This is a genomic window from Sphingomonas sp. BE138 (assembly GCF_031456125.1).
Classification (GTDB): Bacteria; Pseudomonadota; Alphaproteobacteria; order Sphingomonadales; family Sphingomonadaceae; genus Sphingomonas.
Map to the genome: position 1 here is coordinate 172,348 of NZ_JAVDUC010000006.1, position 14,672 is coordinate 187,019.

The 14,672-nt window shown below is 69.2% G+C and carries 11 protein-coding genes; 3 read left to right on the forward strand and 8 right to left on the reverse strand.

Annotated features, from left to right (window positions below; translation table 11 throughout):
- Window positions 1–309 precede the first annotated feature (309 nt).
- Window positions 310–2,394 (forward strand): prolyl oligopeptidase family serine peptidase, encoded by a 2,085-nt coding sequence (locus J2Y58_RS10210; RefSeq protein WP_310102427.1) that lies wholly within the window; start codon window positions 310–312, stop codon window positions 2,392–2,394.
- 2 nt (window positions 2,395–2,396) lie between these two features.
- Here the strand turns inward: J2Y58_RS10210 and J2Y58_RS10215 are convergent, their stop codons facing one another.
- The 7 genes from J2Y58_RS10215 to J2Y58_RS10245 form a co-directional block, all read right to left on the reverse strand.
- On the reverse strand, window positions 2,397–3,344 hold the full coding sequence (locus J2Y58_RS10215; protein ID WP_310102430.1) for a cation diffusion facilitator family transporter: 948 nt from the start codon (window positions 3,342–3,344) through the stop codon (window positions 2,397–2,399).
- A gap of 98 nt (window positions 3,345–3,442) precedes the next feature.
- Window positions 3,443–4,114 (reverse strand): spermidine synthase, encoded by a 672-nt coding sequence (locus J2Y58_RS10220; RefSeq protein ID WP_310102433.1) that lies wholly within the window; start codon window positions 4,112–4,114, stop codon window positions 3,443–3,445.
- Complete coding sequence (locus J2Y58_RS10225) at window positions 4,111–4,473, reverse strand: DUF6481 family protein (protein ID WP_310102436.1); 363 nt, start codon at window positions 4,471–4,473, stop codon at window positions 4,111–4,113. Before J2Y58_RS10225 ends, J2Y58_RS10220 begins: the two co-directional genes overlap by 4 nt.
- Before the next feature lie 154 nt (window positions 4,474–4,627).
- Window positions 4,628–5,722, reverse strand: a complete 1,095-nt coding sequence (locus J2Y58_RS10230; RefSeq protein WP_310102515.1) for a glycerophosphodiester phosphodiesterase — start codon at window positions 5,720–5,722, stop codon at window positions 4,628–4,630.
- Window positions 5,723–5,727: 5 nt separating this feature from the next.
- Entirely contained in the window at window positions 5,728–8,160 is a 2,433-nt protein-coding gene (locus J2Y58_RS10235; protein WP_310102438.1) for a TonB-dependent receptor domain-containing protein, read from the reverse strand.
- A 23-nt stretch (window positions 8,161–8,183) separates the two neighbouring features.
- Window positions 8,184–10,502 (reverse strand): TonB-dependent receptor domain-containing protein, encoded by a 2,319-nt coding sequence (locus J2Y58_RS10240; protein WP_310102441.1) that lies wholly within the window; start codon window positions 10,500–10,502, stop codon window positions 8,184–8,186.
- A 241-nt stretch (window positions 10,503–10,743) separates the two neighbouring features.
- Complete coding sequence (locus tag J2Y58_RS10245; protein ID WP_310102444.1) at window positions 10,744–12,339, reverse strand: alkaline phosphatase D family protein; 1,596 nt, start codon at window positions 12,337–12,339, stop codon at window positions 10,744–10,746.
- A gap of 143 nt (window positions 12,340–12,482) precedes the next feature.
- On the opposite strand from J2Y58_RS10245, the gene J2Y58_RS10250 reads away from it, so the two are divergent.
- Window positions 12,483–13,337 (forward strand): type 1 glutamine amidotransferase, encoded by an 855-nt coding sequence (locus J2Y58_RS10250; protein WP_310102447.1) that lies wholly within the window; start codon window positions 12,483–12,485, stop codon window positions 13,335–13,337.
- Here J2Y58_RS10250 and J2Y58_RS20985 read toward each other — a convergent pair.
- The gene (locus J2Y58_RS20985) at window positions 13,334–13,567 is read right to left on the reverse strand and encodes a DUF2256 domain-containing protein (RefSeq protein ID WP_405053089.1); all 234 of its coding nucleotides are present in this window, start codon (window positions 13,565–13,567) and stop codon (window positions 13,334–13,336) included. The two genes, J2Y58_RS10250 and J2Y58_RS20985, sit on opposite strands and share 4 nt — an antisense overlap.
- A 97-nt stretch (window positions 13,568–13,664) precedes the next feature.
- Here J2Y58_RS20985 and J2Y58_RS10260 point away from each other — a divergent pair, with 97 nt between their 5' ends.
- A complete protein-coding gene (locus tag J2Y58_RS10260; protein ID WP_310102450.1) occupies window positions 13,665–14,594 on the forward strand; it encodes an SMP-30/gluconolactonase/LRE family protein in 930 nt (309 codons plus the stop codon).
- Window positions 14,595–14,672 lie beyond the last annotated feature (78 nt).

The following is a 14,672-nucleotide window of genomic DNA, read 5'->3' on the forward strand; positions in this document are numbered from 1 at the left end:
CGATGCACATCTCTCCGCCAACATTCGGCGGCTTTCCGTCGGCCGTTCGCAACCTCTAAACCGTCGTTCCCGCGCAGGCGGGACCGCAGAACCTCCGGCGTGGCGCCTCTTGCGGGAACCTGCGTGTCTGGATTCCCGCCTGCGCGGGAATGACGAAGCATTGTCCCATATCCGCCAACATTCGCTACCCTCCGCGCTGCTCCGCCCCGGCACCGGCACTCTGCCGCGCAGGCCCCCTAGCGGCGCAACGATCGCCAACTTGCGCGACCCGCTTCCTATCGCGACCCGCCGTCGCTACGCAGGAAGCCGATGAACCGCCTGATCCCGCTCGCCCTCGCTCCCGTCGTCCTCGCTGCCGCCCCGGCCGCCGACCCGTACCTCTGGCTGGAAGACATCGAAGGCCCGCGCGCCCTCGAACAGGTCAAGGCGTGGAATGCCGAGACCGAGGCGCAGCTGACCCGGGACCCGCGCTACGAACAGGACCGTGCCCGCGCCAAGGCGATCCTCGACGACGAGGCGCAGATCGCGGATGTGGATGCGGTAATCGGCGACCGCGTCACCAATCTGTGGCGCGATGCGAAGAACCCGCGCGGGCTATGGCGCGTCGCAGATCTGGCCGATTACCAGGCGGGTAAGCCGCGGTGGCGGACGCTGATCGACGTCGATGCGCTTGGGCGGGCCGAGGGCAAGAGCTGGGTCTGGCACGGCGCCAGCTGCCTGGAGCCCGATTATGCGCGTTGCCTCGTCCGGTTGAGCCCCGGCGGCACCGACGCGCAGGTGGTCCGCGAATTCGATCTCACCACCGGGCGCTTCGTCGACGACGGCTTCGTCCTGCCCGAGGCGAAGAACGACGTCGACTGGGTCGACCGCGACACGTTGCTGGTCACCACCGACTGGGGGGCGGGGTCGCTCACCACGTCGGGCTATCCGCGCATCGCCAAATTGTGGAAGCGCGGCACGCCGCTGTCCGCCGCCGTCACCGTCCACGAGTCGCCGGTCGGCGCGGTGCAGGTCAGCGCGGCCTCGTTCGTCGATGCCACGCGCCGCTGGCCGATGGTCAGCGTCGGGCACACCTTCTTCGAACGCGAACTGCTGGTACAGGCCGCCGACGGCCGCTTCGTGCCGCTCGGTCTACCCAGGGGCGCGGACGTGCTCGACGTGATCGACGGGCGCGCGGTGGCGAAGCTGAACGAGGCCGCGGACGGCTTTCCCGCCGGCGCGCTGGTGGCGTGGTCACTGCCCGAGATCGTCGCCGGCCGACGCCCTCGGGGCGAGCTGGTGCTGGCCCCCGGCGACCGCCAGGCGATCGAGGAGGTCGCCGCCAGCGATCATGTCCTGTGGGTCAAGCTGCTCGACGACGTGTCGGGACGGTTGCTGGCGCTGCGCCGGCAGCCGGACGGCCGCTGGTCGCCGACCACGATCGCGCTGCCCGGCAACAGCACCGTGCATCTCGGCGCCACCGCGGGCAAACGCGACGAGGCGTTCGTCACCGTCGAGGGCATGCTGACGCCGCCGACGCTCTATGCGGTGCGGGCCGGCGCGGTGCCGCATACGGTGCAGGCGCTGCCCGCGCGCTTCGATGCCTCGAGATATCAGGTGGTGCAGCGCTTCGCGACCTCGCGCGACGGCACGCGGGTGCCTTATTTCCTGGTGACGAAGAAGGGCGCGGCCGCGCCGGCCCCGACGCTGATCCACGCGTACGGCGGGTTCCGCGCCGCGCAGACCCCGACCTATCTGACCGGCCAGCCCTATCGTGCCGGGCCGCTGGCGCTGTTCTGGGTCGAGCAGGGCGGCGCCTATGTCCTCGCCAACCTGCGCGGCGGCGGCGAGTACGGGCCGCGCTGGCACCAGGCGGGGCTGCGCGAGAAGCGGCAGAACGTGTTCGACGACCTTCACGCGGTCGGCGACGATCTGGTGCGCACCGGCGTGTCGGCGCGGGGCAAGATCGGCATTTCGGGCCGCTCGAACGGCGGCCTGCTGGTCGGCGTCGCGATGCAGCAGCGCCCCGATCTGTACGGTGCGGTCATCGCGGGCTCGCCGCTCGAGGATATGCAGCGCTATTCGCATCTGTCCGCCGGCGCGTCGTGGATCGACGAATATGGCGATCCGGACAAGCCCGCCGACTGGGCGTTCATGCGGCGCTGGTCACCCTATCAGAACGTGAAGACGGGCGTCCGCTACCCGCCGGTCTTCTTCTACCTTTCGACCAAGGACGACCGCGTCCATCCCGGTCACGCGCGCAAGCTGGCCGCTTTGCTCAAGCAGAACGGCAACCGCGTGTATTTCCACGAATATCTGGAGGGCGGCCATTCGGTCGGCGCCGATCATGCCGAGGATGCGCGCCGTGCCGCCCTGCTCGACGCCTTCCTGCGCCGCGAATTGATGGCGAAGTAACGCTACACCCGGCGCTCGTCGGCGAGCGCGCAGGCGGCGCCGGTCTCGACCTGAAGGGTGGCGTGACCGATGCCGAACCGGTCGTGGAGCATCGCCTGCGCCTCGTGAAGGAAGCCGTCGCCGGGATGGCCGCCGGGCATCGCCAGATGCGCGGTCAACCCCGGCTCGGTGGTCGACATCGGCCAGATGTGCAGGTCGTGGATCGTCGCGACGCCGGGCAGGGCCGACAGGGCGTCGCGCACCTGGTCGTAATCGATCCCGCGCGGCACCGCCGCCAGCGCCATCTCCACCGTCTCGCGCAGTAATCCCCAGGTCTGCCAGAAGATCACCACCGCAATGACGAGGCTTACCACCGGGTCGATCCACGCCGCGCCGGTCAGCCAGATCGCGACGCCGGCGATGACCACGCCGGCGGAGACGATCGCGTCGGACAGCATGTGGAGATACGCACCGCGCACGTTGACGTCGCCCTCACGCCCGCGCGCGAACAGCCATGCGGTCAAAGCGTTGACCGCGATCCCCGCGGCGGCGACGGCCGACACCGTCAGCCCGGGGACGCGCGGCGCGTCGCCGAAGCGCTGCACCGCCTCCAGCGCGATCGCACCGATCGCCACCAGCAGCAGCAGCGCGTTGGCGAGCGCGGCGAGGATCGTCGATCCCTTGAGCCCATAGGTGAAGCGCTTCGACGGTGCCGCGCGTGCCAGTGCCGCACCGCCCCACGCGACCGCAAGCCCGAGCACGTCGGACAGATTGTGCCCGGCGTCCGCCAGCAGCGCGACCGAGCCGTAGAGGAAGCCCGCCGCGCCCTCGGCCACGACATAGGCGAGGTTCAGCGCGATCCCGATCGCGAACACCCGGTCCCAGCGTTCGGGCGGAGCGGCGTGATGATGGCCGTGACCGGCGTGGTCATGCCCGTGGTCGTGGCCGTGGTGATGGTGCGCGTGAGCCATAAGGCGGCGTCTACCACCGAGGTGCACGCCCGCGCCAGTTCCGCACTCAGCCGTAATTTATTCCGCTGCGGTGACACGAAGGGGCAGCGTTGCCGCCGCTACCGGCGGGTGGCGAACCAGATGACGTGCGTCGCCCCCTTGCCGTTCTCGCGTGCGCGGACCTTCGCTTCGTCGACCGCGAAGCCGCTGTCGGCCAGGCGGCGGGCGAAGCGTGCGTCGGGGGCGGCGGACCATATCGCGAGCACGCCGCCGGCGCGCAGCGCGGTACGCGCGGCGGCGAGGCCGCGCGGGCCGTACAGGCCGTCGTTGGCGGGGCGGGTGAGCCCGTCGGGGCCGTTGTCGACGTCGAGCAGGATCGCGTCGTATCGTCCTGCACCGGCGCGGATCGTCGCGCCGACGTCGCCGATTTCCAACGTCACCCGCGGATCATCAAGGCATCCGGCGGCGAGCGCCGCCATCGGCCCGCGTGCCCATTCGATGATGCCGGGGACCAGTTCGGCGACCGTCACGCGCGCGTCGCTGCCCCGGCGGGCGAGGACGGCGCGAAGCGTGAAGCCCATGCCATATCCGCCGATCAACAGGTGCGGAGCAGCGCGACCCGCCAGGCGGTCGCAGGTCATCGTGCCGAGCGCGACTTCCGAGCCGCTCATCCGCGTGCTCATCAGCTCGTTGCGCTCAAGCACGATCATGAAGTCGGCCCCGCGCCGGAACAGGCGAAGCGGCGGGCCGTCCGGCACCTCCGCCACGCCGACCAGTTCGGGACGAATCACTTCTTCTGGCGGGCCTTGCGCGCGGCGTAGCGGGCGTCGCGCGCCGCCTTCAGTTCGGCGGCGGTCGGCAGGACCGGCGGGCGCTTCGCGGCGGCGGCGGCCTCCGCGGCGGCGGCCGCCTCGGCTGCTGCCTGCGCGCGCGCCTCTTCCTTGGCGGCCTTTTCGGCGGCGATCGCGGCGCGGCGCTGCTCGCGCTTCTCGGCCTCGGCGGCTTCCTTGGCCTCGCGCGCGGCGAGGCGGGCGGCGACCTCTGCAGGATCGGGGGCGGCCTTGTTCTTCAACGCCTCCAGCGCGCGCGCCTTCGCGTCGCGGGCGGCGGCGGCGCGTTGGTTGAAGTCAAGGGCCTTGTAACCTGCCATGCTGCGATATTCTCCTTGGGAACCTTACGATAACGCCGGTCGTGGCGAAAAGCACAACGGCCCCGCATCGCTGCGGAGCCGTCGGGTCGGTGTCGGCCGTGCGGCCGGACCATTGACCGGCGCGTATACGCCTGCGCGCGGTTGGGCGCAACCGCTATCGGTCGCCGTCGACCGCCAGCCGGCCCAGCGCGGGATCGTCGGTGAAGAAAGCGTCGATGCCGAGCGCGATGTAGCGGCGCATCTCCGCCACCGACCCGGCCGGGTTGCGCGCATCGTCGCCCGCATCGCTGCGGAAGTCGGCGGCGAGGAAGCGATTTTCGGGGCGGAAGGTCCAAGGGCAGACCTGGAGCCCCGCCGCATGCGCATCGGCGACCAGCGTCGTCGGCGCGGCGAGCCGCCCATCGGCGCCGAGCGGGATCAGCATCCGCGTGTTGGGCGCCACGATGTCGGCATAGCGCGCCATCTCGCGCAGGCCGGCGGGCGAGACCATCGCGCGATAATCGGGGCCGCTGCCGGCCTTCACGACGTCGGCGGGGCGCTGCGCCGGATCGCCGATCAACTGCACCAGCCGGACGTTGCCGCCCTTCGGCAGCTTGCCACGCAGATAACGCAGGTTCGCGACCTCGAACGACTGCACCTGCACCGGTGCGGCGCGGGTGTAGGCGTGCGCGGCGAGAACGGCGAGAAAACGGTCCTCGACGGCCAAGCCGACGCCTGCGAAATAGGTGGAATGCTTGAGTTCGGGCACGATTCCGATCGTGCGGCCGCGCGCGGCGGCCTCGGCGGCGGCGAAGTCGATGACCTCGTCCAGCGTCACGATCTGGAAATGTCCGTCGTAGCGCTGGCTCTCGGGGCGGATCGCGCCGAGCCGTTCCCTGGCGCGCAACGTCTTCAACTCGGCGAGCGTGAAGTCCTCGGTGAACCAGCCGGTCTGCGCCTCGCCGTCGATCGTCTTCGTGGTGCGGCGCGGGGCGAACTCTGGGCGATCGGCGACGTCGGTGGTCTCGGCGATGTTGTTCTCGTGCCGCGCCACCAGCACGCCGTCCCTGGTCGGAACCAGATCGGGCTCGATGAAGTCCGCGCCGTCCTGGATCGCCTTCGCATAGGCGGCCAGCGTATGCTCGGGGCGCAGCGCCGAGGCGCCGCGGTGCGCAAACACCAACGGCGCCGGGCGGGACGACGGTGCCGCGCCGGCGGTGGAAGCGACCCCCAGCGCGAGGGCGGAGCCGAGAGCGGCGCGGCGAGTCATCACGCTCAGAACCCCGCGGCCAGCGTGACGAACACCTGGCGGGGTGCGAGCGGGAAGAAGTTGTACGTTCCCGACGCCGCCCCGACGCTGATCGTCGAGAACGCCTTCTTGTCGGTGATGTTGGTCACGTTCAGGCTGACGTTCAGTTTCTTCGCGAGGCCCTCGCCCGACAGCGGCATGTCGAAGCCGACGCGGCCCGACAGGGTGAAATAGCCCGGCACCCTCAGGTCGTTCGTGAACGTGGCATAGCGGCGACCGATATAGTCGCCGATCAGCTGCAGCTCCACCCCGTCGCCGCTGAGCGTCGCCACGGTTTTGTTCAGCCAGTCGGGCGAGCCCGGCACCTTCTTGCCCGCGGTCGGCACGACGACCGGCGGCGTACCGACGGTGTAGTTATCGGCGTAGCGCGAGTTGTTATAGGACAGCGCGTTGTACAGCGAGAAGCGGTCGCCGAAGCGCAGCGTCGCCGCCGCGTCGACGCCGTCGGTCTTCACGCTGCCGACGTTGGCGATGATCGGTGCGCCGCTGATGATCGCGGTGATGGTCGTGGTCGGGCTGATCGCGAGCAGGCGGTTCGAGAAGTCGACGTGATAATAGCTGATCTGCCCCTCGAACCCGGTCAGCGGACCGAGGTCGAGCGGGCGGCGGGTGCGGATACCGCCTTCGTAGGTCCAGCTCGTCTCCGGCTTGGTATTGTCCTTGAAGAACTCGAACAGCGTCTGGCTGCCGAGTGCGAACGGCGACAGCCCGGCGGCGGCGCTGGTCTGGAACTGGCGGATATTCTTCTGCGCGTTGACGAACACCTGCTCGTGATCGGTGGCGTCCCACAGCACGCCGGCCTGCGGCAGGAACCATTCGTCGGTGTTGATGCGCCCGACCGGCAGCTCGCGCGAGCCGGTGAACGAGCCCGGAATGGGCTGCACCGGCACGCGCTGGCGCGCGCGCTGGAAGGTGCTCTTGAACCCGGCCTGGAGCGTCAGCGTGGGGATGATCTTCCACGCGTCCTGGATGTGCGCCTGGATCTCGGTCACGCGGATCTCGCTGCCGTATTGGGTGATCAGCGGATCGGCGAGGTCGAGCGGGCGATCATAGGGCGACGACGGGTTGTTGACGTCGAGCGCATACCAGCGGCGGTAGGCGGACGAGCTCTGATGCTCGTACCAGCCGCCAAGCTCGAAGGTGTGATTGCCCAGCTCGGCGCGGAGCGTGGAAATGCCGCCGACGCGATCGATGCGATATTCGGTGGTGCGCGTCGCGAGGCCCGAGCCGCCGAAGATCGTCGACAGCCGCGCCAGGTTGGCCGCCGAGGTCGAGCTGCTGCCCGGCACGCCCGGATAGTAGAAGGAGAACAGCTGCGGCAGTCCGGCGACGGTGATCGGGCCGGCGACGATGCCCACGCCGTCATTGTGGTGGAAATACGCCTGGTTCGAGAAGGTCACCCGATCGCTGACGTTCCAGTCGTACTTCACATAGCCGAGATAATCGGTTCGCAGGGCGGCGCTGTAGTAATTGCTGTAGTTCGCGCCCGACGCCGCATAGCTGGCGGCGCCGTTGTACGGCAGCTGATTGGCGAGGTACGCCCGCATGTTCGCGAAGTTCGGATAGAGGAACGGGCGGATGTACGGCTGGTACGTCTGCGTCGCCGAGACAACGGTGGCGTCCTCGTTCGGCTCCTGCTTGTCGGAGAAGGCGAAATACGCGGTCAGCTTGCCGATCGCATCGTCATGGACCAGCTTGGCGTTCGCCTGCCAGCCCTTCTGATAGCCCTCGAAGTCCCACGCCCGCGCGCGCTGGCGCACGCCGGAGACGTAGAAGCGCGTGTTCTGCCCGATGTCGCCGCTGTCGAGGCGGACGTAGCTGCGCGTCGCCTCGTAGCTGCCGACGGTCTGTGCCGCGCTGATGCCGAAGACGGGATTCGGATCGCTGGTGAAGGTGTCGATCGTGCCGCCGAGATTGCTGGTCGAGGCGGTGCCGAGGTCGCCCGCACCCGAGGCGAGCAGGACACGCCCGACGTTCTCCGAAATGACCGCGCGTTGCGGGCTGAGGCCGTTGTAATTGCCGTATTGCTGGTCGCCGAGCGGCACGCCGTCGAGCGTGTAGCCGAGCTGTTGCGCGTTGAAGCCGTGGACGAACAACGAGATGTTCTGCTCGTTGTTGCCCCACGGATCGGCGGTCAGATAGGTGACGCCGGGCAGCGTCTGGAGCGCCTTGAGCGGGCTGATGCCGGGCAGGATCTTCTGGATCTCGGCGTTGGTGATCTGCGCGACCGAGCGGGTGGCGGTGCCGGTGACGACGATATCGTCGGACGGCGCGTCGGGTGCGGGCGTATTGTCCGCGGTCGAGGACGGGGCGGAGGCGGTCACGACGCTCTGCGCGAGCGCGGGAACCGCGGTGACGAGGGCGAGCGGAGCCACGCCCGCGATCAGGATGCGACGCATGTTCTGGATCTTTCTTGAGAGGATTACAGGCCGGTGCGCAGCGTCACGAAGAACTGCCGCGGCGCACCGGCGAGCAGCGTCTGACTGTCCCCGCTGGCGGTGTAGCCGTTGGAGCCGATCGTCGCGACGTAGCGCTTGTCGAGCAGGTTGGTCGCGCTGCCTTCGATGCGGACGCCGCGCAGGCTGCCGAGATCGCCGATCGTATAGCCGATCGTCGCATCGACCAGCACGCGGTCGCCGACCGACTGGTCGTTGGTGTAGGTGAAGTAGCGGCGGCTCATGTAATCGGCGCCGACGCGCGCGAGGAATCGGCCGTCGTCAAAGACGATTTCGCCCTTGGCCATGTGGCGCGGGCTGTCGACCACGGTCTTTCCGCGCGTCGCGGTGATCAGCGCGCCGTTCGCGCCGATGACATCGTCCTTATATTCGGAGTGGTTGTACGAATAGGACGCGAAGATCGAGAACGGGGCTGCGATCTTGTAGAGCGCGGTGGCCTCCGCACCGTAATTCTCGACGCCGCCGACGTTCTGGAGCCGCACGGGGCGGCCGAGGATGCCCGGCCCATCGGTGTAGGCGAGCAGCCGGTTCGAGAAGTCGACGTAATAGCCCGCGATCGAGCCCTGGAAGCCGCCGGAGCGGAAGCGTACGCCGGCCTCAGCGGTCTTCGACTTCTCGGGCTTCAGGCCGCCGCGAATCAAATCGAAGCCCTCTTGCGTCGTCGCGAACGGCGAGGCGCCGACCGCGGCCGAGACAAAGGCGCGCATGTTCTCTGTATAGGTCACGAACGCCTCGGCGGGGCCGAAGCCGTAGACTGCGCCGACCTGCGGCAGGAACCAGTCGCGCGCGTCGATCGTGCCGCTGGCCAGCGTGCCGACGATCGGGGTCGCCTTGTTGGTGACCTCATATCCCTTCCACCCGCCGGTCAGCGTCAGCTGGCCGAGCGTCAGGCGATCGCTGACGTAGTAGAGCTTGGTGTCGGTCTGGAAATCGACGTCGAACTGCGTCGCGAAGGGGTTCTTCTGGAACGACAGGACCTTGCGCGACGGGGTCGCCTGATCGGCGAGCCCGTAGAAGCGGCGGGCGTTGCGAAAGCTGTTCGATTCGTACCAGCCGCCGACCTCCAGCATGTTGTCGCCGGTCTCCACCTTCAGCCGCGCGATCGTGCCGCCGCGATTGATGTCGTACTCGGTGGTGCGGATCGACAGCGGCGCGCCGCCCGGCGTGCCGAGGTACGGCGTCACCCACACGCCCTGGCCATGGTTGTCGTGGTAATAGCCGGTCACCGACAGCGTCACCGCCTCGGTCAGCGGCGCGTCGAGCGTGATCCCGGTCAGATAGTCGCGTCGCAACCCGGCGGCGTCGAAATAGGCGTCATCGACCGAGGTGTAAGGCGAGGGGAAGGTCAGCCCGGCGTTCGGATACGGCAACGTGGCGGTCGCGGAGCCGGCGCGGGTCACTTGGTTGTTGTAGATCTGCGCGAATTGCAGCGCGCGCGCGTAATCGGGCGCGAGATTGTCGGCATCGTACCCCAGCCGCCGGATCATATCGAGGCTGAGATCCTGGTAGTCGTTCTCGCGCCGATCGGAGAAGTTGAAGAAGGCGGTGATCGAGCCGCGCTCGCCGATGTCCTGCACCAGCTTGGCGTTCGCCTGATGCTGGCGCTGAACGCCGTCGCCCTTCCACTTGCCGGCCTCGAGATAGCCGTAGCTGAGGTAGCCCCGCAGACCGCCCCCGGTGATGTCGCCGCTGTCGACGCGCGCGAAGCCGCGGTACGTGTCGTTCGACCCGTAGGTGCCCGACGCGGCGATGCCGAACGAATCGGACGGGCGGCGCGAGAAGAACTGCAGCGTACCGCCGAGGTTGGAGGTCGATGCCTCGCCGAGCGCGCCGGCGCCCTGCGCCACGGTGGTCGAACCGACATTTTCGGAGATGATCGCGCGGCTGATGTGCAGGCCGTTGGCGTTGCCGTAGCTCATGTCGCCGAGCGGGATGCCGTCGAGCGTGAAGCCGAGCTGGTTCTGGTTGAAGCCGCGCAGCGAGATGCGGCTCGACCATTCATAGGCGCCGAACGCGTCGGCGGACTGGAAGTTGACGCCGGGCAGCTTGGCGAGCGCCTTCAGCGGGGTGGTGCCGGGGGTCTGGCGCTCGATGTCGGCAGCGGTGATCGTCTGTACCTGCCGCGCCTGGCCGAAGCCGAGCACGACGACCTCGTTGCCCTCCGTCGCGGCAGGCGTGTCCGCCGCCGCAGCGGCGGCCGGGGCGGGGGGGACATCCTCGGCCAGCACGGGCGTGGCGGCGATGGCGAGCAGCGCACTGCCGGTGAGCAGCATCGAACGGAGCATGATCTTTTCCCTTTGATTACCGGGTTTCTGTCGCCCGGCGTTGACCAGCCCCCTGCGCGCGACTGTTTGCGGGCGCGTGACCGATTGGTGTCAGGTTCGTGACGGTGGTGGTCGATGACCGCGACGAAATACGTCACTCCCGAGGGCGAGCATCCAGGGGCGCCGCTTCGTCGATGAAATCGCGGCCCGGGTTCCCGATCCCCGCCCGCGCGGGGAGGAGGGCGATGCGGCGCCCCCGCCTTTACGCCATCCGGTTCCGCCCGCGCCCCACCGTCGCGCGGTGGCCGATCGTGGCGGCGGGGGTGCGGCGTTTGATCGTGTCGACCATGATCCAGTCGTTGCGCACCGCATCCGGTGCGATCGTCATCGCCATATAGCCGCGGCGCGACGTGTCGCACCATTTCAGCTCCGGGTTGGTGCGGACCAGATCGGCCGCGATCCTTGCCGGACCGGCGGCGGTGCCGCTCTCGAACCCCGGCGAGGTGACGCTGTGCCCGGCGAACTCGACCGCGGCGGGGCGGCCGTCGTGCGCGAGGTCATAGGCCCAGGCATTGTGGCTGTCGCCCGAGATCAGCACGGTGTCGCCGCCGAGCGCCTGCACCTGTTGCAGGAAGCGCGCGCGGGCCGCGGGATAGCCGCCCCAATTGTCGAAGTTGAACGGCAGCCCGACCTTCGCGGCGGCGATCCCCTCGGTCACGTAGCTGCTGGTACGGCCGTTCAGCCACGTCTGCGCATCGGCGGGCATCAGCGTCTGCCCCATGATCGTGCCGAAGCCGACCACCTGCCAACGCCGCCCGCTGCGCACCGAGGCGGCGAGCGCATGGTGGAGCCAGCTTTCCTGCTGCCATCCCATCATCGTCGCGCCCTTGTCCTGCCAGGCCCCGTCACGGAACGCGCGCAGCGCCGCGGACGGATCGGCGTTCCTGAACAGCGGGTCGAGATCGGGCTGCTGCGTGCGGCCGAGCAGCCGCGTCTCGGTACGGATCAGCGTGGCGAGCGCACCGATGTCGTAGCTCTTCCACGGCTCGTCCGACACCGGCATCCACTCGCGATACGCCTGGATCGAGGCGGCACGGCGCTGGTTCCAGTCGCCCTCGGTCGCGGGGTCGTGGTTCTGCGCGCCGCCCTCCCAGCTGTCGTTGGCGCTTTCGTGATCGTCCCATTGCGCGATCATCGGCAGTCGCGCGTGCAGCGCCTGGAGGTCGGGATCGGCGCGGTAGCTGGCGAACCGCTGGCGATAGTCGGCGAGGTGGATCGTCTCGGCGAGCGGTTGCGGCAGGCGGCCGGGGACGAGCTGGTTGGGCTCTGGATAATGATCCGGGCCATATTCGTAGAAATAGTCGCCGAGGTGGATGGCGCAGTCGAGATCCGCGCGCGCCGCGGCATGGCCGTAGGCGTTGAAGAAGCCGAAGCCGAGGTTCGAGCAGGAGAAGATCGCCGCACGCCAGGGCTCTACGCCGTCCGCCGGCAAGGTGCGGGTCCGGCCGACCGGCGAGCGCGTGCCGTCCGGCGCGACGAAGCGGAACCAGTACCAGCGCCCCGGCTGGAGGCCATCGGCGGTCAGCTTCACCGTATAGTCGCGCCACGGACCGGTGATCTGCGCCCCGACGACGCGTGCGCCGGTCATGTCGGGCTGTTCCGCGATCTCGGCGGTGACCTCGCCGGGCCGGCCGCCGTCGATCACGCAACGTGTCCACAGCAGCACCGAGTCGGGGCCGGGTTCGCCGCTGGCGACCGAATGGGTGAAGGTGCGTGCCGGACCTTGCGCAGCGGCGAGCAGCGGGGTGGCGGAGAACGCACCGGCACCGACGATGAGCGAGCGGCGGGTAATGGGCATCGGTGCAACCTCCTGTGAGCGCGACCGGATGGCCTCGGTTTGTGGAGGCTTGATGACACGGCGAAAAGTGAGGGCAGCGCAGGGGCTTGGGCCGGCGATCGTGCGTTGGGGCGATCTTGCGGACTTGGTGGAAGGCAGCGCGCGTGCAACGATTTCTGGTCGCCGAGAGCGAGAGTCCCGACGACCGTGCGGCGCGGCGTGCGCATACCGGGCAGAGTTCTGGCGAGAGCTATGCCGATACCTTGCGGCAGATGGCGGCGGGAGCCGAGATCATATTGTGCCAGCCGGCGGACGCCGGGCAGCCGGGATTTTCCCCGGAGAAACTTGGCGCCTTCGACGCGGTGTTCCTGACCGGATCGCCGCTGCATGTGTATGACGACACGCCCGAAGTCCGGCGGCAGCTGGCGTTCATGCGTGCGGTGTTCGCGAGCGGGACGCCGTCGTTCGGGTCCTGCGCGGGATTGCAGGTGGCGGTCGCGGCGGCAGGCGGGCGGGTGCGCGCGATGCCCGAGCGGATGGAGGCGGGCTTCTCGCGCCGGATCGTCGCGACCGAGGCGGGACGCGAGCATCCGCTGCTTGCCGGCCGCCCGGCGACGTGGGATGCGCCGGCGATCCACGGCGACGAGGTCGAGGAACTGCCCGAGGGAGCGACGCTGCTGGCCGGCAATGCGGTGACGCGGGTGCAAGCCGTTGAAATCCGGCACGACAAGGGGGTGTTCTGGGGAGTGCAATATCACCCGGAACTGTCGTTGGGGGAGATTGCGATCGCGCTGCGGCGGCAGGCGGCGCGGCTGGTCGAGGCGGGATTGGCGGAGGACGAGGGCGAGGTCGAGGAGCGCGCAGGGGTCATCGAAGCGCTGCACGGCGACCCGGCGCGGCGATCGCTGCGGTGGCGGCTGGGGGTGGACGGCGAACTGGCCGACACCGATGCGCGGCGGACGGAAATCGCCAATTTTCTCCGCGCCCTGCCGACGATCGACCGGCGCGGCGCGCGCTAGGGTGCCGGGCGTTCGCCGACGCCGCGGCAGCGGTCCGAGCAATATTTGACGGCGTCCCAGTCGCGCGCCCATTTCTTGCGCCAGGCGAAGGGGCGGTGGCAGCTGGCGCAGATTTTCTCGGGCAAACGCGGTTTCTTGTGCATGACGGTGAAGCGGTTTGGCGCGAACTGCGATCCGTGCGAGCGTGCGCGGAGCAGAAAATGGCAGGGACAGAGGACGATGCGGAACATCGGGGAGCAGCCGGGACGGCGGGCGGTGCTGGTCGGTATGGCGGCGGTGACGCTGTGTGGGGCAAAATACCAGCCTCGGGACGCAAAGATCACCCGAATGACCCGCGACTTCGACCGCATCGTTGCGCCGGGGACCACCATCGAGACGATCGTGACCGGAATCCAGTGGGCCGAAGGGCCGGTGTGGGTACCGCAGGGGGACGGCTACCTGCTGTTCTCCGATCCGCCGGCCAACATCGTCCGGCGCTGGTCGCGCAAGGACGGGGTGACGACATTCCTGTCGCCGTCGGGGGCGCCGGATCCGGATCGCACGATCCTGAGCGAGCCGGGCGCGAACGGGCTGACGCTCGACGCGCAGGGCCGGCTGCTGATCGCCAACAGCGGCGGGCGGTCGATCGACCGGGTGGACCTGAAGACGAAGCGGCGGACGGTGCTGGTCGATCGCTACCGGGGCAAGCGCTTCAACAGCCCCAACGACATGGCGGTCGCGCGCGACGGGGCGATCTGGTTCACCGATCCGCCCTATGGCCTGAAAGGCGAGAATGCGTCGCCGGCCGCGGAACTCAGCATGAACGGCGTCTATCGCTGGCGGGAGAGCGGAGCCGGGGGCGGCGAGGCGGTGCTGGTCGAAGGCGCGCTGACGCGGCCCAACGGCCTCGCGCTGTCGCCGGACGAGCGGCGGCTGTACGTCTCGGTCTCCGACGCCGCCGACCCGCGCGTGATGGCCTATGACCTGGGACCGGATGGGACGCCGCGTGCGTCGCGGGTGCTGGTGTCGGCGAAGGCGTGGCACGAGCAGGGCAAGCCGGGGCTGCCGGACGGGATGAAGGTGGCGCGCGACGGCACGCTGGTCTGTTCGATGCCGGGCGGGATCATGTTCCTGACCCCGGAGGGCGAGCCGATCGGGCTGATCGAGACGCCGACGCCCGCCGCCAATGCCGCGTTCGGGGAAGGCGGCCGCGCGCTGTACGTCACCAACAACGATCGCGTGCTGCGCATCGCGCTGCGCCCCGGCTGGCAGGGGTGATATCGAACGGGGTTGATCTCCTATCAAATCGGTATAGATTGGCGTGGACGATGGCGCATCGCCATCGACCATGAAGGG

What these genes read in the sequence shown, in the direction of transcription:
- J2Y58_RS10230 (WP_310102515.1), bottom strand. Translation starts at nt 5,722, where the DNA reads ATGACTCGCCGCGCCGCTCTCGGCTCCGCCCTCGCGCTGGGGGTCGCT.
- J2Y58_RS10245 (WP_310102444.1), bottom strand. Translation starts at nt 12,339, where the DNA reads ATGCCCATTACCCGCCGCTCGCTCATCGTCGGTGCCGGTGCGTTCTCC.
- J2Y58_RS20985 (WP_405053089.1), bottom strand. Translation starts at nt 13,567, where the DNA reads ATGTTCCGCATCGTCCTCTGTCCCTGCCATTTTCTGCTCCGCGCACGC.
- J2Y58_RS10225 (WP_310102436.1), bottom strand. Translation starts at nt 4,473, where the DNA reads ATGGCAGGTTACAAGGCCCTTGACTTCAACCAACGCGCCGCCGCCGCC.
- J2Y58_RS10210 (WP_310102427.1), top strand. Translation starts at nt 310, where the DNA reads ATGAACCGCCTGATCCCGCTCGCCCTCGCTCCCGTCGTCCTCGCTGCC.
- J2Y58_RS10260 (WP_310102450.1), top strand. Translation starts at nt 13,665, where the DNA reads ATGACCCGCGACTTCGACCGCATCGTTGCGCCGGGGACCACCATCGAG.
- J2Y58_RS10235 (WP_310102438.1), bottom strand. Translation starts at nt 8,160, where the DNA reads ATGCGTCGCATCCTGATCGCGGGCGTGGCTCCGCTCGCCCTCGTCACC.
- J2Y58_RS10240 (WP_310102441.1), bottom strand. Translation starts at nt 10,502, where the DNA reads ATGCTCCGTTCGATGCTGCTCACCGGCAGTGCGCTGCTCGCCATCGCC.
- J2Y58_RS10215 (WP_310102430.1), bottom strand. Translation starts at nt 3,344, where the DNA reads ATGGCTCACGCGCACCATCACCACGGCCACGACCACGGGCATGACCAC.